Consider the following 22,452-nt stretch of genomic DNA (forward strand, 5'->3'; position numbering starts at 1 on the left):
CACAAGGGTGGTGCGGGCCGAGACCTGCACGAACCCCGGGCCCATGAGGTCCGGGCGTACCAGGAAGTGGAACCACCCGTGAGCAAGGAAGCCGTGGAATCGGCACAGGCCACCCTCCACCCCCAGGTGGCTCAGGTGGCCCAGGAGCCCGCGGACGCGGGCGACGCCGGTTACAGCAAGGACCTCAAGGCCCGCCACGTCAACATGATCGCCATCGGCGGGGCCATCGGCACCGGCCTCTTCCTGGGAGCCGGCGGCCGGCTGCACAACGCCGGTCCGGCGCTGGCCCTGGCCTACCTGGTCTGCGGCGTCTTCGCCTTCTTCGTCGTCCGCGCCCTGGGCGAGCTGGTCCTGTACCGCCCGTCCTCCGGGTCCTTCGTGTCGTACGCGCGCGAGTTCCTCGGCGAGAAGGGCGCCTATGTCGCCGGCTGGATGTACTTCCTGAACTGGTCGACCACCGGTATCGCCGACATCACCGCGATCGCGCTGTACACGCACTACTGGAGCATGTTCACCTCCATACCCCAGTGGGTGCTGGCGCTGATCGCCCTCGCGGTGGTCCTCACCGTGAACCTGATCTCGGTGAAGATCTTCGGCGAGATGGAGTTCTGGTTCGCGATCATCAAGGTCGCCACCCTCGTCGGCTTCATGCTGATCGGCATCTTCCTGCTGGCGACCCGGCACGACGTCGGCGGCAGCACGCCGGGCCTGGGCGTCATCAGCGGCAACGGCGGTGTCTTCCCGCACGGCATGATGCCCGTGGTCCTGGTCATGCAGGGCGTGATCTTCGCCTACGCCGCCCTGGAGCTGGTCGGTGTGGCGGCCGGCGAGACCGCCGAGCCGGAGAAGGTCGTCCCGCGCGCGGTGAACTCGATCATGTGGCGGGTCGGCGTGTTCTACGTCGGCTCGGTCGTGCTGCTCGCCCTGCTGCTGCCCGGCTCGGTGTACTCCGCCGACGAGAGCCCGTTCGTGACCGTGCTGTCCAAGATCGGCGTGCCGGCGGCCGGTGACGTGATGAACCTGGTCGTGCTGACCGCCGCCATGTCCTCGCTCAACTCGGGCCTCTACTCCACCGGGCGCATCCTGCGCTCCATGGCCACGGCCGGCTCGGCGCCGAAGTTCACCGCCCGCATGAACCGCAGCCAGGTGCCCTACGGCGGCATCCTGCTGACCTGCGCGGTCTGCGTGCTCGGCGTCGGCCTGAACTACCTGGTGCCCAGCCAGGCCTTCGAGATCGTGCTGAACGTCGCCTCGCTCGGCATCATCAGCACCTGGGTGATCATCATGGTCTGCCACGTGGTCTTCGTCCGCCGGGCCCGCGCGGGCCTGGTGACCCGGCCGCACTTCCAGCTGAAGTTCACCCCGGTCACCGAGATCGCCACCATCGTGTTCCTGCTGGTCTGCCTCGGCATGATGTGGAACGACGCCGAGGTCGGCCGCAAGACCCTGCTGCTCATCCCGGTGATCGCGGTCATGCTGGTGGCCGGCTGGTTCGGCGTCCGCCGCCGGGTGGCGCAGAACGCCGGCCAGGAGCCGACCGGGCTGCCTCGCTAGCCGCTCGGGGCCACTGTCGGTGGCATCGTCTACGGTGGCGTCACCACGACAGATCATGCGGATCCGGGGTGGCGCCACCGTGCCGTCGTGCCGAGGGCGTCCCGGCGGGGGAGCGGGGGACGGGCCGTGCGAACGGACGCGAGCGATGTGCTGGTACTGGGCGGGGCCGGTGTGGACACGATCGTCCACGTCCCCGAGCTGCCCCTGCCGTACGCCGACAGCTACATGATCGACTCGGGGATCCGCACCCGTGCCGGGCAGACCGGTGACTTCGTCGCCCTGGGCCTGGCCCGGCTCGGGCTGCGCACCCACCACCTCGACCTGCTCGGCGACGACCCGGAGGGCGCCCTCGTCCGCGCCCTCCACCGCGAGCACGGCATCGCCCTCACCGCGCTGCCCCAGCCCGCCGGCACCAGGCGGGCGGTCAACCTCGTCGGCCCGGACGGCCGCCGCCTGTCGCTGTACGACACCAGCCGCGCCCACCCCGACGACCGGTTCCCCGAGGCCACCCTGCGCGCGCTGACCGCCTCGAGCCGGCACGTCCACGTGACGATCACCCAGCCCTGCGCCCACGCCCTGCCGGTCCTCCGGGAGGCGGGCGTACCGCTCTCCACGGACCTGCACGACTGGGACGGCGAGAACCCGTACCACGAGCCGTTCGCCCGCGCGGCCGACGTCGTCTTCCTGTCGGCCGCCGCCCTCGCCGACCCCGAGCGGACCATGCGGCGCATCGCCGAGCGGGGCCGGGCCCGGACGGTCGTCGCCACCGCCGGGGCGGACGGCGCGTACCTGCTGGCCGACGGCGAGCTGACCCGGGTGCCGGCGGCGGCCCCGCCCGCGCCGGTGGTCGACTCCAACGGCGCGGGCGACGCCTTCGCCGCCGCGTTCCTCTACGGCCGGCTGAGCGGCGAGCCGCCCGAGCGGTGCGCCCGGTACGGCGCGGTGGCGGGCGCCCACGCCTGTACCGTCCCGGCCTCCCGCGCGGACGCGATAGGCCGGGCGGACCTCCTGCGACGGGCGGCCGGGACGGACCGGTGAGGCGTCAGTGCCCGTGCACGTCGTTCGTCGCCTCGATCTTCTGCCAGGACTTCGGCCGCTGCACCGCCGTGCCCGTCTTCACCAGGGAGCGGACCGCCGACGTGGCCGGCTTCGACGGCTGGAACAGCCAGGTGTCGAACAGCGCGGCCAGCGGCTTGCCGGACACCTGCTCGGCGTACCGCTGGAAGTCGGCCACCGACGCGTTGCCGTAGGCGTGCTCCTTCGGCCAGCCCTTCAGGATGGCGAAGAACGCGTCGTCACCGATCCTGTTGCGCAGCGCCTGGATGGCCAGGGCGCCCCGGTCGTAGACGGCGGCACCGAACTGCTCGTCCGGGCCCGGGTCGCCGGGCTTCACCGTCCAGAACGGGTCGTCGGCCGGGTGCGAGGCGTACACGTAGTCGGCGAGTTCCTGCGGGGTGCCCTCGCCCTCGTGCTCGGACCACAGCCACTGCGCGTACCGGGCGAAGCCCTCGTTGATCCAGATGTCCTTCCAGCCCTTGAGCGACACGGAGTCGCCGTACCACTGGTGGGCCAGCTCGTGCACGACCACCGAGGTGTTGGAGCCGTTCGCGAACTGCCGCGGGCTGTAGTAGACACGGGTCTGCGTCTCCAGCGCGTACCCGGTGGTGGTGTTCGGCACGTAGCCGCCCGCCGAGTCGAACGGATACGGCCCGAAGTAGCCGCTCAGCCAGTCCACGAGCTCCCCGGTGCGCTCCACGCTGGCCCGCGCGGCGCCGTCGTTGTCGCCGAGGTCCTTGCTGTAGGCGTTGACGACGGGCACCCCGCCGTCGGAGGTGCCGGTGGTGATGTCGAACTTCCCGACCGCGAGCGTGGCCAGATAGGTCGCCTGCGGCTTGTTCTCCCGCCAGGTGTAGCGGGTCCAGCCCAGCTTCGAAGAGGTCGACTGGAGCGTGCCGTTGGAGATGGCCTGGGTGCCGTCCGGCACCGCCACCGACACGTCGTAGGTGGCCTTGTCGCTCGGGTGGTCGTTGCTCGGGAACCACCACCAGGCCGCCTCGGGCTCGTCGGCGGCGACCGCGCCGTCCGGCGTGCGGTGCCAGGTGGAGAAGCCGTAGGCGCTCTTCGTCGACGGCACCCCGCTGTAGCGGACCACGACCGTGACCTGCGTTCCCCTGGCCAGCGGCGTCTTCGGGGTGACGACCAGTTCGTGCTGGTCGGACGTCGTGAAGGCCGCCTTGGTGCCGTTGACCCGCACCTCGCTCACGTCCAGCAGGAAGTCCAGGTCGAAGCTGGACAGATCCTGGGTGGTCCTCGCCAGGATCGTCGCCGTGCCCTGCAACTCGTCCGTCTTCGGCTGGTACTGCAGCCTCAGGTCGTAGTGGGCTACGTCGTAGCCGCCGTTGCCGTAGGTCGGGTAGTAGGGGTCGCCGATGCCCGGCGCGCCGGGGGACTGGCTCGCGGCCGATGCCGGGATCGCCAGCAGCAGGGAGGCCGCCGCCAGTGCGCCCGGGGCGATGATTCTGCGGTGCACGTCAGCTCCAAGTCGTCAGGACTGTCGGTCCGTTCGGAGAAGTCTGTTCGGAGCCTATTCAGTCCCTGTGGCCCCTGACCTGTCCATGACCCCTGCTGTCACACGATCGCCATTCAGCCGTCACGCACCATCAGAGAGCCCTCTTCTGTGCGGGAGTTGACCGGAGTACCGTCCGCGCATGCCGAAACGCACGCGCTCCACGCTCTGGAGAACGCTCGTCACCGCCGCCGTCACCACCCTGACGGCCGCCTTCCTCGCCCCGGCCACCGCCCAGGCCGCGCCCCGCGAGAGCCGCCCCGTCTACTCCTACGCCGACGCCGTCCGCGAGTCCGTGTGGGTGGACACCGGCCTCGACGAGGACGGCGACGGGCGGACCGACCGCGTCGCCGCCGACATCGTCCGGCCCGCCGAACCGGCCCGGCAGGGCCGCAAGGTGCCGGTCATCATGGACGCCAGCCCGTACTACTCCTGCTGCGGGCGCGGCAACGAGAGCCAGCTCAAGACGTACGACGCACAGGGCCACGTCGTCCGGATGCCGCTGTTCCACGACAACTACTTCGTGCCCCGCGGCTACGCCTTCGTCGGCGTCGACCTCGCCGGCTCCAACCGCTCCGACGGCTGCGTCGACGTCGGCGGCCGCTCCGACATCCAGTCCGCCAAGGCGGTGATCGACTGGCTGAACGGCCGCGCCAGGGCCTACACCAGCCGCACCGGCGGCACCCCCGTGCGGGCCGGCTGGACCAACGGCCACACCGGCATGATCGGCAAGAGCTGGGACGCCACCATCGCCAACGGCGTCGCCGCCACCGGCGTCAAGGGCCTGAAGACGATCGTCCCGATCAGCGGCATCTCCTCCTGGTACGACTACTACTTCGCCCAGGGCGCCCCCCTCTACGACGGCGGCCCCGACGACCTGGCCGGCTACGTCGAGAGCCCCGGCGCACAGGCGCACTGCGCGGCCGTACAGAAGAAGCTCGCCGACGGCAGCCCGCGCAGCGGCGACTGGACCCGGCTGTGGACCGAGCGGGACTACGTCAAGGACGCGGCCAAGGTGCGCGCCAGCGTGTTCCTGGTGCACGGCATGCAGGACCTCAACGTCCGCACCAAGCACTTCGGCCAGTGGTGGGACGCCCTCGCGAAGCACGGTGTGCAGCGCAAGATCTGGCTCTCCCAGACCGGGCACGTCGACCCGTTCGACTACCGGCGCGGCGCCTGGGTCGACACCCTGCACCGTTGGTTCGACCACGAACTCCTCGGCTACGACAACGGCATCGACCGCGAACCCATGGCCGACATCGAACGCCACCCCGACCAGTGGGTGACCTCCGCCGCGTGGCCCCCGCACGGCACCCGCGCCACCGTCCTGCACCCGGCCACCGGCAACCTGGCCGGCGTCGGCACCCTCGGCCTGCGCCCGGCCAAGGGCACCGAGACCTTCACCGACGACCCGGCGCGCGGCGAAACCGACTGGGCCGCGCACCTGACCACCTCCACCCCGGAGAAGGCCGGCTTCCTCACCGCGCCGCTCACCCGCGGGGTGCGCCTGTCCGGTTCCTCCACAGTGACGGTCAGGGCGACCCCGACCACGGCCTCGGCCCACCTCTCCGCCGTCCTGGTCGACGTCGGCCCGGACACCATCCGCGACTACGCCGACCCGGGCGAGGGCATCACCACCCTCACCGACCGCACCTGCTGGGGCGCGAGCACGGCCGGGGACAGCGCCTGCTTCAAGGAGACCAGGGCGAAGACGGCCGCCGTCGACTACACCGTGGTCAGCCGCGGCTGGGCCGACCTCGGCCACTACGCCTGGCCGGCGAAGGGCGTCCCGCTCACCCCGGGCCGGGCGTACACCCTCACCCTCACCCTCGCGGCCACCGACCACGTCGTCCCCGCGGGGCACCGCCTGGCCCTGATCGTCGCCGGCACGGACAAGGACCTCATCGACCCGCCGTCCACCAGGCCGACGCTCACCGTGGACCTGTCCCGTACGACGGCCGCCCTCCCGCTGGTGGGCGGTCCGGCGGCCTTCGCCCGGGCCACCTCCGGCGGCGGCGGGGCGCCCGCGCCGACGGCGCTGGAGGGCGTTCGGGCACCGCGCGCCGTCCGGCACGTTCCGGCGGGCTGACGGACCGGTGCGCGGCGGTGATCCGGGGGGCGGCGCCGGTTCGGCGGTGGCCGGGCATGGTGTCCGGCCGCGGGTAGGCGCGGGCCGGCCGCGCCGTTCCGCGCGCCCCCCGGGGTGGCTGGTCGTCGCGTCCGGCCGACCGGTCGGGCCGGCCGGTCGTCGCGTCCGGCTGACGTGTCAGGCGGTCGGTGACGCCAGTTCGGCCGCCTCGCGTGCGCAGCCCCAGGCCACCGTGATGCCGGCGCCGCCGTGGCCGTAGTTGTGCACCAGCACGCGGCCGTCCGGGAGCGGGAGGCGCTCCAGCCGTACCGCCTCCCGGGCCGGCCGCAGGCCCACCCGGTGCGCGAGCACGCGCGCCCCGGCGATCTCCGGGCGGACGGCCGCGCACCGGGCGACGATCGCCGCGGCGGTGGCCGGGTCCGGCTCCGGGGTCCAGTCGTCCTCCTCGGCCGTACCGCCCAGGAGCAGCCGTCCCGGCTGCGGAATGAAGTAGGTGGAGGCGGCCGAGGAGTGGTCGACGGAGGTGAACCAGTCGGTGACGCCCGGGTTCTCCACCACGACCAGCTGCCCGCGCACCGGACGCACCGCCGGGTCCGGCACCAGTGAACGCGCCCCGAGACCGGTGCAGTTGACCACCACGGAGGCGGGCACGGCGGCCAGGTCGGTCACCTCACGGACCTCCACCGCACCGCCCGCCGCCGCCAGCCGCTCGCGCAGCCACGCCAGGTGCACCGGCATGTCGATCACCGGCAGCCGCGCCGCGAGCCCCTCGGCCACCGCCCGCAGCCCCGGCACCCGCCCCGCCCACGCGCCCAGCTCCTCCAGCCGGCTCCCGTGGTGCACGCCGTCGAGCAGACGCACCCCCGTCTCGGCGGGATGCTCCGCCAGCTCCTCGTACACCCCGAGGGACGTCAGCGCCCACACTCCGGCCAGCGGCTCGGGTTCGATGCGGTACGGCCACCACAGGCCCCCCGCGACCGCCGACGTGGTCCGCTCGGCCGGCTCCCGCGTCCACACCCGCACCCGCCGCCCGGACTCGGCCAGCAGCACGGCCGTCGTCAGACCGGCGATCCCGCCGCCGACCACGATCACTTCGTCTCTCGGCTCACTGTCCACGGCAGGACGATAGGCCCGCGCGTCCGACGCCGGCAGGCCGGGGCCGTACCGGCGGCGACCGGCGCGGGACGCGGAATACGTGGCGGGGGCGACCGGCGCCGGAAGCGGAAAACGTGGCGGGGGCGCACACCCGCCGCCGTTAGGATCGACGTCCTGATGACTGCCACCCTCGTTGCCAAGAACCTCGCCGCCGGGCACGGTGACCGCTCGCTGTTCTCCGGGCTCGACCTGGTCGTCGCGCCCGGCGACGTGATCGGGCTGGTCGGTGCCAACGGCGCGGGAAAGTCGACCCTGCTGCGGATGCTCGCCGGGCTCGTCCGGCCCGAGCAGGGCGAACTGCGCCTGTCCCCGCCCACCGCCACCGTCGGCCACCTGCCGCAGGAGCCGGAGCGCCGGCCGGGGGAGACCGTCGGGGAGTTCCTGGCCCGCCGCACCGGGGTCGCCGAGGCCCAGCGGACGATGGACGAGGCCACCCAGGCACTGGTCGACGGCGCGCCCGGCGCCGACGACGCCTACGCGGCCGCCCTGGAGCGCTGGCTCGACCTGGGCGGCGCCGACCTGGAGGAGCGCGCGGAGGAGGTCGCCGACTCCCTCGGCCTGGCCGTGGACCTGGACCGGCCGATGACCGCCCTCTCCGGCGGCCAGGCGGCCCGCGCCGGCCTCGCCTCCCTGCTGCTGTCCCGCTACGACGTCTTCCTCCTGGACGAGCCCACCAACGACCTCGACCTGGACGGACTGGAGCGTCTGGAACGGTTCGTCACCGGCCTGCGCGCCGGCACGGTCGTCGTCAGCCACGACCGCGAGTTCCTCACCCGCACCGTCACCAAGGTGCTCGAACTCGACCTCGCCCAGCAGCGGATCAACCTCTACGGCGGTGGCTACGCGGCCTACCTGGAGGAGCGCGAGGTGGCCCGCCGGCACGCCCGCGAGGACTACGAGGAGTACGCCGACAAGAAGGCCGCCCTCCAGGACCGTGCGCAGACCCAGCGGGCCTGGATGGACAAGGGCGTGAAGAACGCCCGTCGCAAGGCGGGCAACGACAACGACAAGATCGGCCGCAAGTTCCGCAGCGAGGCCAGCGAGAAGCAGGCCGCCAAGGCCCGGCAGACCCAGCGCATGATCGAGCGCCTCGAGGTGGTCGAGGAACCGCGCAAGGAGTGGGAGCTGCGCATGGAGATCGCGTCCGCCGCGCGCTCGGGCGCGGTCGTGGCGACGCTGCGGGACGCCGAGGTGCGGCGCGGCGACTTCACCTTCGGGCCGGTCTCGCTGCAGATCGACTGGGCGGACCGGATCGCGGTGACGGGCGCCAACGGCTCCGGCAAGTCCACCCTGCTCGGCGCGCTGCTGGGCCGCGTCCCGCTCGACTCCGGTCACGCGGCCCTCGGCTCGGGGGTCCTGGTCGGCGAGGTCGACCAGGCCCGGGGGCTGTTCCACGGCCCGGAGACCCTGCTCGACGCCTTCTGCGCCGCCGTCCCCGACACCGAACCGGCGGAGGTCCGCACACTGCTGGCCAAGTTCGGCCTGAAGGCCGCCCATGTGCTGCGCCCGGCCGCGACCCTGTCCCCGGGGGAACGCACCCGCGCCGCGCTCGCCCTGCTCCAGGGGCGGGGCGTCAACCTCCTCGTCCTGGACGAGCCGACGAACCACCTGGACCTGCCGGCCATCGAGCAGCTGGAGGGCGCCCTCGACGCCTACACGGGCACGCTGCTGCTGGTCACCCACGACCGCCGCATGCTGGACGCGGTCCGGGTGACCCGCCGCCTGGAGGTCGCCGACGGCAAGGTGACGGAACGCTAGGCCCTCTTTTTCGGACTTTGCCGGCGTCGCGGGCCCCGGCACGCACATCCGCGGCGTCGTCGTCGGTCGCCGACGCTCCGCGTCGAGTGGGCGGGGGTGCCCGGCCACCGGTCCCGCCCGGTGACGCCCCCCCGGCTCCTGCCGGTCCGCGCCCGGCTCGGCCTCACCAGTGGTCCGCCGGGGCGTGCCGGGGCCGGGCGGCCCGCCCCGCCCCGGCGTCGCCCGTCAGCGTTTCTTCGGGTCCAGCAGGCCCGCGCGGCGCAGCGCGTCCGCCATCGCGCTGTTGGAGGGCGCCGGCGCCGCGGCCTGCCGGCCGCCGCGGTCGGCACCGCCCCGGGGCTGCCGCCGGCCGCCGCCCTGCCGCTGCTGCGGCGGGCGCGCCCCGCCACCGCGCTGCTCCTGCGGGGCCGCCTCGTCGTCCAGCCGCAGCGTCAGCGCGATGCGCTTGCGCGGGATGTCGACGTCCAGCACCTTCACCCTGACGATGTCCCCGGGCTTCACCACGTCCCGCGGGTCCTTGACGAACGACTTCGACATCGCCGAGACGTGCACCAGACCGTCCTGGTGGACACCGACGTCCACGAACGCACCGAAGGCGGCCACGTTGGTGACCACGCCCTCCAACACCATCCCGGCGGACAGGTCGGAGATCTTCTCGACGCCCTCCTTGAAGGTGGCCGTCCGGAACGCCGGCCGTGGGTCGCGGCCCGGCTTCTCCAGCTCCCTGAGGATGTCGGTGACGGTCGGCAGACCGAAGGTGTCGTCCACGAAGTCGGCCGGCCGCAGCGAGCGCAGCACGCCCGTGTTGCCGATGAGGGACGCCACCTCCTGGCCCGTGGTCTTCACCATGCGGCGGACCACCGGGTAGGCCTCGGGGTGCACGCTGGACGCGTCCAGCGGGTCGCCGCCGCGGATCCGCAGGAAGCCCGCGCACTGCTCGTACGCCTTCGGGCCGAGCCGCGCCACCTTCTTCAGCTCGGAGCGGGACGAGAACGGCCCGTTCTGGTCCCGGTGCGCGACGATGTTCTCGGCGAGCCCGGCCGAGATGCCCGAGACCCGGGCGAGCAGCGGCACGGACGCGGTGTTGACGTCCACGCCGACGCCGTTCACACAGTCCTCGACCACCGCGTCCAGCGAGCGGGACAGCTTCACCTCGGACAGGTCGTGCTGGTACTGGCCGACACCGATCGACTTCGGGTCGATCTTCACCAGCTCGGCCAGCGGGTCCTGGAGCCGGCGGGCGATGGAGACGGCGCCGCGCAGCGACACGTCCATGTCCGGCAGTTCCTGAGAGGCGTACGGCGAGGCGGAGTACACCGACGCGCCCGCCTCGGACACCATCACCTTCGTGAGCTTCAGCTCCGGGTGCCGGGCGATGAGTTCACCGGCGAGCTTGTCGGTCTCGCGGGACGCCGTGCCGTTGCCGATCGCGACCAGCTCGACCGCGTGCTCCTTCGCCAGCCGGGCGAGCTTGGCGAGGGCCTCGTCCCACTTGTTGGCCGGGACGTGCGGGTAGATCACGTCCGTGGCGACGACCTTGCCGGTGGCGTCGACCACGGCGACCTTCACCCCCGTACGGAAACCGGGGTCCAGGCCGAGCGTCGCACGGGTGCCGGCCGGGGCGGCCAGCAGCAGGTCCCGCAGGTTCGCCGCGAACACGTTCACCGCCTCGTCCTCGGCGGCCGTCCGCAGCCTGAGGCGGATGTCGATCCCGAGGTGGACCAGGACGCGGGTCCGCCAGGCCCAGCGGACCGTGTCCGTCAGCCACTTGTCGGCCGGGCGGCCCCGGTCGGCGATCCCGAACCGGTGGGCGATGACGCCCTCGTACGACGACGGGCCCTCCGTGGCCTCCTCAGGCTCCAGGACGAGGTCCAGGACCTCCTCCTTCTCCCCGCGCAGCATGGCCAGGACCCGGTGCGAGGGCAGCTCGGTGAACGGCTCGGCGAAGTCGAAGTAGTCGGCGAACTTGGCGCCCGCCTCCTCCTTGCCCTCCCGCACCTTCGCGGCCAAACGCCCGCGCACCCACATGCGCTCGCGCAGCTCGCCGATCAGGTCGGCGTCCTCCGAGAACCGCTCGGTGAGAATCGCCCGGGCGCCCTCCAGCGCGGCCTGCTGATCGGCGACGCCCTTGTCCGCGTCCACGAACGCGGCGGCCGCCGCCAGCGGTTCGACCGTGGGGTCCGTCAGCAGCCCCTCCGCGAGCGGCTCCAGGCCGGCCTCGCGCGCGATCTGCGCCTTGGTGCGCCGCTTGGGCTTGTACGGGAGGTAGATGTCCTCCAGCCGCGCCTTGGTCTCGGCGCCGCGGATCCGCGCCTCAAGCTCCTCGGTGAGCTTGCCCTGCTCCCGCACCGACTCCAGGATCGCGGTGCGCCGCTCCTCCAGCTCCCGCAGGTAGCGCAGCCGCTCCTCGATGGTGCGCAGCTGCGCGTCGTCGAGCATCTCGGTCGCTTCCTTGCGGTAGCGAGCGATGAAGGGCACGGTGGAACCGCCGTCGAGCAGTTCCACCGCGGCCCTCACCTGCCGCTCCCGTACGCCGAGTTCCTCGGCGATCCTGCCTTCGATGGACCCTGCTCCGAGGGACCCGGGTGTCGTCACGATCCCGTACCGCCTTCTCCACTCAAGGTTGCGCGGCAATTGTGGCAGGTGACACCGGCATCCCGGGGATCAGGGCACATCCGGCGGGGCGCCGGGCCTTCCGCGGGCCCCGGTCCGCCGGACGGGACCGCATGGCAGAAAAGGTGGGAAGGACGTCATTGCGGCCACGACCGGGGCCGCGAAGAATCGGGGGCATGGCGCAGCGCACCCTCCTCTTCGTCCTCTTCGACGGCGTCCAGAGCCTCGACGTCACCGGTCCGCTGGAAGTGTTCGCCGGCGCCGAGAAGCACACACCGGGCACCTACCGGATCCGTACGGCCTCCCTGGACGGCGGCCCGGTGCGCAGCTCCTCCGGCCTGACCCTCGTACCGGACGAGGCGCTCACCGCGGCGGCCGGCCCGCACACCCTGCTGGTCCCCGGCGGCGAGGGCACCCGCGCCCCCGACCCGCGGCTGACCGAGTGGCTGCGCACCCACGGGCCGCGCGCCCCGCGCCTGGTCTCCGTCTGCACGGGCGCCGTCCTGCTCGCCGCCGCCGGACTCCTCGACGGCCGCCGGGCGACGACCCACTGGGCGTACTGCGGCACACTCGCCCAGGACCACCCGGCCGTCGACGTCGACCCGGAGCCGATCTACGTCCGGGACGGGCACGTCGCCACCTCGGCCGGGGTGACGGCCGGCATCGACCTGGCCCTCGCCCTGGTCGAGGAGGACCTGGACCGGGACGTCGCCCTCGCGGTCGCCCGGCACCTGGTGGTCTTCCTGCGCCGGCCAGGCAACCAGGCGCAGTTCAGCGCCCAGCTCGCCGCCCAGACCGCCCAGCGGGCACCGCTGCGCGAGGTGCAGCGGTGGATCACCGAGCACCCGGCCGGCGACCTCACGGTCGACTCGCTCGCCGCCAGGGCCCGGCTGTCACCGCGGCACTTCGCCCGCGCCTTCCGGGAGGAGACCGGCACCACCCCCGGCCGCTACGTCGACCGGGTCCGCCTGGAACACGCCCGCCGTCTGCTGGAGGACACCCCCGCCGGCATCGAGGAGGTCGCCCGCGCCAGCGGCTACGGCACCCCGGAGGCCATGCGCCGCGCCTTCGTCAAGGCGCTCGGCACGGCCCCGGCCGAATACCGGCGCCGGTTCAGGCCGGCCCCCGCCCACTGAGAGGAAAATGATGCGGATCGCCCTGGTCGTCTACGATCGCTTCACCGCCCTGGACGTCGTGGGACCCTACGAGATGCTCAGCCGGCTGCCGGACGTGCGCCTCGCCTTCGTCGCCGAACGGGCCGGCCCGGTCCGGACGGACACCGGGTTCCTCGCCGTCACCGCCGACCGGGCCCTGGCCGAGCTGCCCGATCCCGACCTGGTGGTGGTCTCCGGCGGGCCCGGCACCATGGCCCAGCTGGAGAACCCGGCCCTGCTGGACTGGCTGCGCGCGGCCGACGAGACGAGCACCTGGACGACGTCGGTCTGCTCCGGCTCGCTGCTGCTGGCCGCCGCGGGACTGCTCCGCGGCCGCCGCGCGACCAGCCACTTCGCCGCCCTGGACCTGCTGCGCGGGTTCGGCGCCGAGCCGACGGGGGAGCGGGTCGTGACCGACGGCAAGTACGTCACCGCCGCCGGGGTGTCCGCCGGCATCGACATGGCGCTCACCCTGGTCGGCCGGATCGCGGGCGACGAACACGCCCAGGCCGTCCAGCTGCTGACCGAGTACGACCCCCAGCCGCCCTACGACGCCGGCTCCCCGCACAAGGCGCCCGCGTACCTGGTCGAGGAACTGCGCGCGGGCCGGCGGTTCAGCCTGGCGTAGAGACGCTCCAGGTGAAGCGCGGCCGACGGCGTTCCAGGAACGCGGCGACCCCCTCCGCGAGGTCGCCGCCTGCGCGGGCCTGCGCGGTCCAGTGGGCGTCGCGGTCGGTGCGGCCGTCGGCGAACTCCTTGGCGGCGGCCTGGGTGAGCTGCGAGCGGGACACCAGGACCCGGGTCAGGTCCGCGACCCGCTGGTCCAGGTCCCCCTCGGGCAGCACCTCGTCCACCAGACCGGTGGCCAGCGCCCGTCCCGTGTCGATCAACTCGCCCGTGAACAGCAGGTACTTGGCCGTGGCCGGACCCACCAGGGACACCAGCCGGCGGGTCGAGGAGGACGGGTAGACGACGCCGAGCTTCGCCGGTGTCACCCCGAACAGCGTTCCCTCCTCGGCCAGCCGCAGATCGCAGGCCGCCGCGAGCTGCGTCCCCCCGCCCACGCAGTGCCCGCGCACCGCGGCCAGGGTCGGCTTCGGGAACGCGGCCAGGGCCTCCTCCGCCGCGACCGCGAGACCCTGTGCCTCCTCCGGCGAGCCCTGCAGCGTGGAGATGTCGGCGCCCGCGCAGAAGGTGGCGCCCTCGCCGGTCAGCACCAGCGCCCGTACCCCGCCGTCACGGGCCAGCGCGTCCAGCAGCGGGGGCAGGGCCCGCCACATCGCGGTCGTCATGGCGTTGCGCTTGGCGGGATGACGGATCACTACGGTGGCGACGGAGTCGGTGACCTGGTGGGACAGCTGGGGCTCCATGCGGGGATCGTATCGTCGGCCTCGTACAACCCGACTAGTTCGCGAACCGGCGCCGGGGGAACAGGAACAGTCCCGACCGCGACCAGGTCATACGGAGTCGGTCAGAATCCGTTCGATACCCGCCGACTTGTGTTCAGACATCCGGGCCGGAGCGCATCGTTCCCAACACTCGACGTGTGGTGACAATCGAGCGCGAGGGTGGCGACCGGACGATGGACGACCAGGGGCGCGGGGACGGCCCGGGCCCAGCGGGGGGCGGCGCCGGGCGGCCGCCGGACCCCCTGCCGTACGAAGGTGTCTGGCGGTTCACCGCGGCCGCGGTGGACGCCTCGGTCCCGCAGGCCCGGCACGCGGTGCGGGACCTGCTGCTGCGCCAGGGGGTGCCGGTCTCCGACGACCTGGTGCACGGCCTGCTGCTGATCGTCTCCGAGCTGGTCACCAACGCGGTACGGCACGCGGCGCTGCTGTCGCCGGTGCTCGCCGTGGAGGTGGCCGTCGGAGCCGAGTGGGTGCGGGTGTCGGTGGAGGACAACCACCCCTACCGCCCCACCGCCCTGGAGGCCGACCACGGCCAGACCGGCGGCAGGGGACTGCTCCTGGTGCGCGAGGTGGCCCGGGAGGCGGGCGGGGTGGTCGACGTGGAGCACACCGCGAGCGGCGGCAAGGTGATCTGGGCCGCCCTCCCGCTCAAGCCCGCGGCCCCGCTCCAGCCGGCGCCTACCAGCCCGCGGACGGGCCCGTCAGTTCCCTGATCGCCGGGCGGGCCGCGTCCAGGACGGTCATGAACCAGGCCGAGAACGGGTCCGCGGCATGCCGCTCGGCCAGCTCGGCCGCCGTCACGAAGGCGGTCTGGGCGACCTCCTCGGGGTCCGGTCCGAGCGGCGCCTGCACCAGGCCGACGAACAGGTGGTTGAACTCCTGCTCCACCAGACCCGAGGCGGGGTCCGGGTGGTTGTACCGGACCGTGCCGGCCTCCGCGAGCAGCGACGGCGACACACCCAGCTCCTCGTGCGTGCGCCGGGCCGCCGCCGCGAACGGCGCCTCACCCGGGTACGGGTGGCCGCAGCAGGTGTTGGACCACACACCGGGGGAGTGGTACTTGCCGAGCGCCCGCTGCTGGAGCAGCAGCCTGCCCTGCTCGTCGAAGAGGAACACCGAGAACGCCCGGTGCAGCTGCCCGGGCGGCTGGTGGGCGGCGAGCTTCTCCGCCGTGCCGGTCGTCACACCCTTCTCGTCGACCAGTTCCAGCAAAATCGGCTCTGCGGTGCCCTCCGACGAGCTGTGCGTCGCGGTGGCAGGTGTGATCGGCATACCCATCCTTCGCCTCGGTCTTCGCACCCCAAGTCTGCCGTACGAATCCGGCACTCCCGGCACGTCCACGGTCCGCGCGCGGCGCGGCACCGGGAGTCGGACCCGGTAGCTCATCGTGCCCGGCGACCACCCGGGGGAACCGTCCGGGGACGCGCCGAACGGGAGTGCGTACGGTCAGTGGCACAGCCGCGCTTCGTGCTCCGCGTGGCCGCCCGGCTCCAGCTGGAAGGTGCAGTGCTCCACGTCGAAGTGGTGGCCGATGCAGCCCTGCAGCTCGTGCAGCATCTTCTCGTGCCCGATGGCGTTCAGTGCCTCGGAGCTGACCACCACGTGCGCCGACAGCACCGGCATGCCCGAGGTGATCGTCCAGGCGTGCAGGTCGTGTACGTCCTCCACGCCGTCCAGCGCCAGGATGTGCGCCCGGACCTCCGCCATGTCGACGCCCTTGGGGGCCGCCTCCAGCAGCACGTCCAGCGTCTCGCGCAGCAGCCTCAGCGTCCGCGGCACGATCATCAGCCCGATGACCAGCGAGGCGACCGGGTCCGCGGCCTGCCAGCCGGTGGTCAGGATCACCGCCGCCGAGATCAGCACCGCCACCGAGCCCAGCGCGTCCGCGGCCACCTCGAGGAAGGCGCCGCGCACGTTCAGGCTCTCCTTCTGGCCGCGCATCAGCAGGACCAGCGAGACGGAGTTCGCGACCAGGCCGATGAGGCCGAACACGACCATCAGGCCGCCCCGGGTCGGCGCGGGTTCCACGAACCGCTGGACCGCCTCGTACAGCACGTATCCGCCGACCCCGAGCAGCAGCAGACAGTTGGCCAGGGCCGCGAGGATCTCGGCGCGGGCGTAGCCGAAGGTGCGGTTGGCGCTCGCCGGGCGGTTCGCGAAGTGCACGGCGACCAGCGCCATGCCGAGGCCCACCGCGTCGGTCGCCATGTGGGCCGCGTCCGCGATCAGCGCGAGCGAGTCCGCGACCAGGCCACCGACGATCTCGACCACCATCACGGTGAGCGTGATGCCGAGCGCGATCCGCAGCCGTCCCCGGTACGCGGCCGTGGCCGTACCCGGGGCCGGCGCGTGGGAGTGCGCGTGCCCGTGGTCGTGCCCTGCCCCCATGACTACCGCCTTCCGTGTGCCTGCCCGAAGGCCCAGTGAACTACGGGGTAGGGGTATGGGGCAACGCGGCACTGAACACCGTTGTCATGTGCCGTGACCTGCGGAAACGTTCCGCAGGTCACGGCTGGTCCGGCTCACTGGCCGTGGTGCAGCCGCCAGCCCGCCCACGCCGACTCGACCATCTCCCGCACCCCGCGCCGGGCCCGCCAGCCCAGCGCCTCGGCGGCCCGCTCGGCCGAAGCCACCGCGCGCGGCGCGTCACCGGGACGGCGGGCCTCCACCACGGGCGCCCGGCGGTCCCCGGTGACCTCCCCGACGACCGTGATCAGCTCGCGCACCGAGACGCCCTCGCCCCGGCCGATGTTCAGCGTCAGATCGCCGGACAGGCCGCCGGCGTCCAGCCGCCGCGCCGCCGCCAGATGGGCCTCCGCGAGGTCGGCGACATGGATGTAGTCCCGGACGCAGGTGCCGTCCGGGGTCGGGTAGTCGTCGCCGAAGACGCGCGGGGCCTCGCCGCGGGTGAGCCGGTCGAAGACCATCGGCACGATGTTGAACACGCCCGTGTCCGCCAGCTCCGGCGCCGCCGCGCCCGCCACGTTGAAATAGCGCAGACAGACCGTGGAGATGCCGTGCGCCCGGCCCGCCGCCCGCACCAGCCACTCCCCGGCCAGCTTGGTCTCGCCGTACGGGTTCACCGGCGCGCACGGGGTGTCCTCGGTGATCAGGTCCACGTCCGGGTTGCCGTACACGGCCGCCGACGAGGAGAACAGCAGCCGGCCGACGCCCGCCTCGGCGACCGCGTCCAGCAGGGTGGCCAGGCCGCCCACGTTCTCCCGGTAGTAGCGGGTGGGCTGCGCCACCGACTCCGCGACCTGCTTGCGTGCCGCGAGATGGACCACGCCCGTCACGCCGTACTCCGCGCAGACCCGCTTGAGCAGGTCCCCGTCCAGCGTCGAGCCCCGGACCAGCGGCACCTCGGCCGGCAGCCGCGCGGGCACGGCGGCCGACAGGTCGTCCAGTGCCACGACGTTCTCCCCGGCGCCCGTCATGGCCCGTGCCACATGCGCCCCGATGTATCCGGCTCCGCCGGTGATCAGCCACGTCATGGTCGACCACCCTATGCCGAGCCGCCCGGTGTCCCGGTTGCCCGGGTCTGCCCCACCGGTTTGTGGGCCGGGCCCCCGATCCCCGATGATGATCGCGGCAGAGGCCGGGGCAGCTCCCCGGGGGCCGGGCCGTGAACGGCCGGTGAACACGGGCTCCGGCCCATCCGATAGCCTCTGCCGACATGCCGCCCGGGTGCCGCAGGCAGGGGCGCCCCACCACGCAGACGACCGGCGCCCGCGCGCCGGCACCCAGGGAGTGAGTTCGGTTGCCGACCGCCATCGTCACCGGTCAGCCGGTCCCCGGATCGACCCTGGAGCACGATCTGCGGTCCCTCGGCTTCGAGGTGCGGGTGGCGGCCGACGCCGCCGGGACGGAGTCCCTGCTCGCCGCCGTACCGGCCGACCGGCGCGTGGCCCTGGTCGACGCCCGCTTCGTCGGCCACCCGCACGCGCTGCGCCTCGGCCTGACCGACCCGCGCTTCCCCCTCGCCGCCGTGCCCGGCGCCGTCACCGCCCAGCCCGCCGCCCGGCAGGCGCTCACCCGCGCCCTGGCCCGCGAGACCTCCGCCGACGACGGCACCACCGGGTCCGGCGGCGCCCCCGCGCTCGCCGTGGACAGCCTCGCCGACCGCGTCGCCACCGCGCTCGACGCCGACGGCGGCGCGGTGCACCGGCCCGAGCTGGGCAGCCTGGTCGCCACCGTCCCGGCCGACCCGCAGGCCCGCAACGAGGCCCGGCAGGCCGTGGCCGCCGTCGACGACGAGGCCGTACGCCTGAAGTCGGCCGTGAAGTCCCGCGACGGCTTCTTCACCACGTTCTTCATCAGCCCGTACTCCCGCTACCTCGCCCGCTGGTGCGCCCGCCGCGGCCTGACCCCGAACCAGGTCACCACGGCGTCGCTGCTCACCGCGCTGATAGCGGCGGGCTGCGCGGCGACCGGCACCCGCGCCGGTTTCATCGCGGCCGGTGTGCTGCTGATCGCCTCCTTCGTCCTGGACTGCACCGACGGCCAGCTCGCCCGCTACGCGCTGAAGTACTCCACCCTCGGCGCCTGGCTCGACGCCACCTTCGACCGGGCCAAGGAGTACGCCTACTACGCCGGCCTCGCGCTCGGCGCGGCCCGCGGCGGCGACGACGTGTGGGCCCTCGCCCTCGGCGCGATGATCCTGCAGACCTGCCGGCACGTGGTCGACTTCTCCTTCAACGAGGCCAACCACGACGCCACCGCCAACACCAGCCCCACCGCCGCCCTCTCCGACAAGCTCGACAGCGTCGGCTGGACGGTCTGGCTGCGCCGCATGATCGTCCTGCCGATCGGCGAGCGCTGGGCGATGATCGCGGTCCTCACCGCGGCCACCACCCCGCGGATCACCTTCTACGTCCTCCTCGCCGGCTGCGCCTTCGCCGCGACCTACACCACCGCGGGCCGGGTGCTGCGCTCCCTGACCCGCAAGGCGCGGCGGACCGATCGGGCGGCCCAGGCCCTCGCCGACCTCGCCGACTCCGGACCGCTCGCCGCGGCCCTGCGGCGCCTGGCCGGCCGGGGGCTGCCCGGGATCGCCGTACCCGCCGTCGCCCTGCTCGGCGCCGCCGCCGTCACCGCGGCCTCGGCCCTCACGGACTTCGGTGGCCCGCTGCCGGTCGCCGGCGCCGCCGTGTACGTCCTCACCTCGGCCCTCGCCGTCGCCCGCCCCCTCAAGGGCGCCCTCGACTGGCTGGTCCCGCCCTTCTTCCGGGCCGCCGAGTACGGCACGGTCCTCGCCCTGGCCGCCAAGGCCGGGGTGAACGGGGCGCTTCCTGCGGCTTTCGGCCTGGTGGCGGCCGTCGCCTACCATCACTACGACACGGTGTACCGCATCCGCGGCAACGCCGGAGCGCCGCCGGCCCGGCTGGTGCGCGCCATCGGGGGGCACGAGGGGCGGACGCTGCTCGTCACCGTCCTCGCCGCGCTGCTCACCGCCGCGCAGTTCAAGGCCGCGCTCACGGTCCTCGCCGTGGCCGTCGCCCTGGTGGTGCTCGTCGAGAGCATCCGCTTCTGGGTGTCCGCCGGGGCGCCCGCTGTACACGACGAAGGAGAAACCGCATGATCGGCCTCGTGCTCGCGGCCGGCGCCGGACGGCGTCTGCGCCCGTACACCGACAGCCTGCCCAAGGCGCTGGTGCCGGTGGGGCCCGCGGGCATAGAGGACTCGATCACGGTGCTGGACCTGACCCTCGGCAACTTCGCCGAGATCGGGCTGACCGAGGTCGCGGTCATCGTCGGCTACCGCAAGGAGGCCGTCTACGAGCGCAAGGCGGCCCTGGAGGCCAAGTACGGCCTCAAGCTCACCCTCATCGACAACGACAAGGCCGAGGAGTGGAACAACGCCTACTCCCTGTGGTGCGGCCGTGACGCCCTCAAGGACGGCGTGATCCTCGCCAACGGCGACACCGTCCACCCGGTCTCCGTCGAGAAGACCCTGCTCGCCGCGCGCGGTGAGGGCCGGCGCATCATCCTGGCCCTGGACACCGTCAAGGACCTCGCCGACGAGGAGATGAAGGTCGTCGTCGACCCCGACAAGGGCATGACGAAGATCACCAAGCTGATGGACCCGGCCGAGGCCACCGGCGAGTACATCGGCGTCACCCTCATCGAGGGCGACGCCGCCCCCGAGCTGGCCGACGCGCTGAAGACGGTCTGGGAGACCGACCCGCAGCAGTTCTACGAGCACGGCTACCAGGAACTCGTCAACCGGGGCTTCCGCATCGACGTTGCGCCGATCGGCGACGTCAAGTGGGTCGAGATCGACAACCACGACGATCTCGCCCGTGGACGGGAGATCGCGTGCCAGTACTGACCCGGCTCATCCCCTCGCCGGTCGTCGTGGACATCCGCCCGGGTGCCCTCGACGACCTCGGCGGGGTCCTCGCCGACGAGCGCATCTCGACCTCGGGCCGCCTGGCCATCGCCGTCAGCGGCGGCTCCGGCGCCCGGCTGCGCGAACGGATCGCCCCCACACTGCCCGGCGCCAGCTGGTACGAGGTCGACGGCGGCACCATCGACGACGCGGTGCGGCTGGCCGGCGACATAAAGGGCGGCCGCTACGACGCGGTCGTCGGCCTCGGCGGCGGCAAGATCATCGACTGCGCCAAGTTCGCGGCGGCCCGGGTCGGCCTGCCGCTGGTCGCGGTCGCCACCAACCTCGCCCACGACGGCCTGTGCTCCCCGGTCGCCACCCTCGACAACGACGCGGGCCGCGGCTCGTACGGCGTGCCCAACCCGATCGCGGTCATCATCGACCTCGACGTGATCCGCGAGGCGCCCGTCCGGTTCGTCCGCTCCGGCATCGGCGACGCCATCTCCAACATCTCCGCGGTCGCGGACTGGGAGCTGGCGGCCCGGGTCAACGGCGAGAAGATCGACGGACTGGCCGCCGCCATGGCCCGCCAGGCAGGCGAGGCGGTGCTCCGGCACCCCGGCGGAGTCGGCGACGACGGCTTCCTCCAGGTCCTCGCCGAGGCGCTGGTCCTCACCGGCATCGCCATGTCCGTGTCGGGCGACTCCCGTCCGTCCTCCGGCGCCTGCCACGAGATCAACCACGCCTTCGACCTGCTCTACCCCAAGCGCGCCGCCGCCCACGGCGAGCAGTGCGGCCTCGGCGCGGCCTTCGCGATGTACCTGCGGGGCGCCCACGAGGAGTCGGCGTACATGGCCCAGGTGCTGCGCCGGCACGGGCTCCCGGTGCTCCCGGAGGAGATCGGCTTCACGCTGGACGAGTTCGTCCGCGCGGTGGCGTTCGCCCCCGAGACCCGGCCCGGCCGCTACACGATCCTCGAACACCTCGACCTCAAGACGAACCAGATCAAGGACATCTACGCCGACTATGTCAAGGCCATCGGTAGCTGAACTCCGTCCGGTCGTCCACCCCGCGGGGGTGAAGGACCGGCGCAGCGGTGAGCACTGGATGGGACGCCTCTACATGCGTGAGGTGTCCCTGCGGGTCGACCGCTACCTGGTCAACACCAGGGTCACGCCCAACCAGCTCACGTACCTGATGACCGTCTTCGGCGTGCTCGCCGCCCCGGCACTGCTGGTGCCGGGGGTCTGGGGCGCCGTCCTCGGCGTGGTGTGCGTCCAGCTGTACCTGCTGCTGGACTGCGTCGACGGCGAGATCGCCCGCTGGAAGAAGCAGTACTCGCTGAACGGCGTCTACCTGGACCGCGTCGGCGCGTACCTGACCGACGCGGCCGTCCTGGTCGGCCTCGGCCTGCGCGCCGCCGACCTGTGGGGCGGCGGCCGCGTCGACTGGCTGTGGGCGTTCCTCGGCACCCTCGCCGCGCTCGGCGCGATCCTGATCAAGGCCGAGACGGACCTGGTCGGTGTCGCCCGCCACCAGGCCGGCAAGCCGCCGGTCCAGGAGACCGCCGCCGAGATGCGCACCTCCGGGATGGCGCTGGCCCGGCGGGCCGCCGCCGCGCTGAAGTTCCACCGGCTGATCCTCGGTATCGAGGCCTCGCTGCTCATCCTGGTCCTCGCGCTCGTGGACCAGGCCCGCGGCGACCTGTTCTTCACCCGCCTCGGTACGGCCGTCCTCGCGGGCATCGCCCTGCTGCAGACCCTGCTGCACCTGGTGTCCATCCTCGCCTCCAGCAGGCTGAAGTGAGCGCGCCCGCGAAGGTCG

18 protein-coding genes are annotated in these 22,452 nt (G+C 73.2%); 11 read left to right on the top strand and 7 right to left on the bottom strand.

Annotation, left to right across the window (positions count from 1 at the left end; genetic code table 11):
- Positions 1-78 precede the first annotated feature (78 nt).
- On the top strand, positions 79-1,554 hold the full coding sequence (locus tag ACZ3ZD_RS11520) for an amino acid permease (protein ID WP_467395560.1): 1,476 nt from the start codon (positions 79-81) through the stop codon (positions 1,552-1,554).
- A 126-nt stretch (positions 1,555-1,680) separates the two neighbouring features.
- On the top strand, positions 1,681-2,592 hold the full coding sequence (locus ACZ3ZD_RS11525; RefSeq protein WP_467395561.1) for a PfkB family carbohydrate kinase: 912 nt from the start codon (positions 1,681-1,683) through the stop codon (positions 2,590-2,592).
- Between the two features lie 4 nt (positions 2,593-2,596).
- Here ACZ3ZD_RS11525 and ACZ3ZD_RS11530 read toward each other — a convergent pair whose 3' ends face one another.
- Positions 2,597-4,084: a M1 family metallopeptidase gene (locus tag ACZ3ZD_RS11530; protein WP_467395562.1), complete on the bottom strand. Its 1,488-nt coding sequence runs from the start codon at positions 4,082-4,084 to the stop codon at positions 2,597-2,599.
- A gap of 178 nt (positions 4,085-4,262) precedes the next feature.
- Between ACZ3ZD_RS11530 and ACZ3ZD_RS11535 the strand changes: the two genes are divergently transcribed.
- The gene (locus tag ACZ3ZD_RS11535) at positions 4,263-6,209 is read left to right on the top strand and encodes a Xaa-Pro dipeptidyl-peptidase (protein ID WP_467395563.1); all 1,947 of its coding nucleotides are present in this window, start codon (positions 4,263-4,265) and stop codon (positions 6,207-6,209) included.
- Positions 6,210-6,386: 177 nt separating this feature from the next.
- Here the strand turns inward: ACZ3ZD_RS11535 and ACZ3ZD_RS11540 are convergent, their stop codons facing one another.
- Entirely contained in the window at positions 6,387-7,301 is a 915-nt protein-coding gene (locus ACZ3ZD_RS11540; RefSeq protein WP_467395817.1) for an NAD(P)/FAD-dependent oxidoreductase, read from the bottom strand.
- 180 nt (positions 7,302-7,481) lie between these two features.
- On the opposite strand from ACZ3ZD_RS11540, the gene ACZ3ZD_RS11545 reads away from it, so the two are divergent.
- On the top strand, positions 7,482-9,122 hold the full coding sequence (locus ACZ3ZD_RS11545) for an ABC-F family ATP-binding cassette domain-containing protein (protein WP_467395564.1): 1,641 nt from the start codon (positions 7,482-7,484) through the stop codon (positions 9,120-9,122).
- A 225-nt stretch (positions 9,123-9,347) separates the two neighbouring features.
- On the opposite strand, the gene ACZ3ZD_RS11550 is transcribed toward ACZ3ZD_RS11545, so the two are convergent.
- Entirely contained in the window at positions 9,348-11,717 is a 2,370-nt protein-coding gene (locus ACZ3ZD_RS11550; RefSeq protein ID WP_467395565.1) for a Tex family protein, read from the bottom strand.
- 194 nt (positions 11,718-11,911) lie between these two features.
- Between ACZ3ZD_RS11550 and ACZ3ZD_RS11555 the strand changes: the two genes are divergently transcribed.
- Positions 11,912-12,871 carry a GlxA family transcriptional regulator gene (locus ACZ3ZD_RS11555; protein WP_467395566.1) on the top strand — a complete coding sequence of 320 codons (960 nt, stop codon included), beginning with the start codon at positions 11,912-11,914 and terminating at the stop codon, positions 12,869-12,871.
- A 10-nt stretch (positions 12,872-12,881) separates the two neighbouring features.
- A complete protein-coding gene (locus ACZ3ZD_RS11560; protein ID WP_467395819.1) occupies positions 12,882-13,517 on the top strand; it encodes a DJ-1/PfpI family protein in 636 nt (211 codons plus the stop codon).
- Here the strand turns inward: ACZ3ZD_RS11560 and ACZ3ZD_RS11565 are convergent.
- Positions 13,504-14,259, bottom strand: coding sequence for an enoyl-CoA hydratase/isomerase family protein (locus ACZ3ZD_RS11565; RefSeq protein WP_467395567.1), 756 nt, complete (start codon positions 14,257-14,259; stop codon positions 13,504-13,506). The genes ACZ3ZD_RS11560 and ACZ3ZD_RS11565 overlap by 14 nt on opposite strands.
- A gap of 212 nt (positions 14,260-14,471) precedes the next feature.
- Between ACZ3ZD_RS11565 and ACZ3ZD_RS11570 the strand changes: the two genes are divergently transcribed.
- Entirely contained in the window at positions 14,472-15,011 is a 540-nt protein-coding gene (locus tag ACZ3ZD_RS11570) for an ATP-binding protein (RefSeq protein WP_467395821.1), read from the top strand.
- Here the strand turns inward: ACZ3ZD_RS11570 and idi are convergent.
- From idi to galE, 3 genes are all read right to left on the bottom strand, one after another.
- Entirely contained in the window at positions 14,977-15,570 is a 594-nt protein-coding gene (gene idi, locus ACZ3ZD_RS11575; RefSeq protein ID WP_467395568.1) for an isopentenyl-diphosphate Delta-isomerase, read from the bottom strand. The genes ACZ3ZD_RS11570 and idi overlap by 35 nt on opposite strands.
- Positions 15,571-15,744: 174 nt before the next feature.
- Positions 15,745-16,686 carry a cation diffusion facilitator family transporter gene (locus tag ACZ3ZD_RS11580; protein WP_467395569.1) on the bottom strand — a complete coding sequence of 314 codons (942 nt, stop codon included), beginning with the start codon at positions 16,684-16,686 and terminating at the stop codon, positions 15,745-15,747.
- A gap of 134 nt (positions 16,687-16,820) precedes the next feature.
- Positions 16,821-17,792, bottom strand: coding sequence for a UDP-glucose 4-epimerase GalE (gene galE, locus ACZ3ZD_RS11585; RefSeq protein ID WP_467395570.1), 972 nt, complete (start codon positions 17,790-17,792; stop codon positions 16,821-16,823).
- Between the two features lie 266 nt (positions 17,793-18,058).
- Between galE and ACZ3ZD_RS11590 the strand changes: the two genes are divergently transcribed.
- The 4 genes from ACZ3ZD_RS11590 to ACZ3ZD_RS11605 are packed head-to-tail and all read left to right on the top strand — an operon-like array spanning position 18,059 to position 22,434.
- The gene (locus ACZ3ZD_RS11590; RefSeq protein ID WP_467395571.1) at positions 18,059-19,879 is read left to right on the top strand and encodes a DUF5941 domain-containing protein; all 1,821 of its coding nucleotides are present in this window, start codon (positions 18,059-18,061) and stop codon (positions 19,877-19,879) included.
- A complete protein-coding gene (locus ACZ3ZD_RS11595; protein WP_467395572.1) occupies positions 19,876-20,628 on the top strand; it encodes a phosphocholine cytidylyltransferase family protein in 753 nt (250 codons plus the stop codon). The genes ACZ3ZD_RS11590 and ACZ3ZD_RS11595 overlap by 4 nt, the downstream gene beginning before the upstream one ends.
- Complete coding sequence (locus tag ACZ3ZD_RS11600; protein WP_467395573.1) at positions 20,616-21,677, top strand: iron-containing alcohol dehydrogenase family protein; 1,062 nt, start codon at positions 20,616-20,618, stop codon at positions 21,675-21,677. Before ACZ3ZD_RS11595 ends, ACZ3ZD_RS11600 begins: the two co-directional genes overlap by 13 nt.
- Positions 21,655-22,434: a CDP-alcohol phosphatidyltransferase family protein gene (locus tag ACZ3ZD_RS11605; protein WP_467395574.1), complete on the top strand. Its 780-nt coding sequence runs from the start codon at positions 21,655-21,657 to the stop codon at positions 22,432-22,434. The genes ACZ3ZD_RS11600 and ACZ3ZD_RS11605 overlap by 23 nt, the downstream gene beginning before the upstream one ends.
- Positions 22,435-22,452: the final 18 nt, after the last annotated feature.

Source organism: Streptomyces sp. NPDC023481, assembly GCF_055560195.1.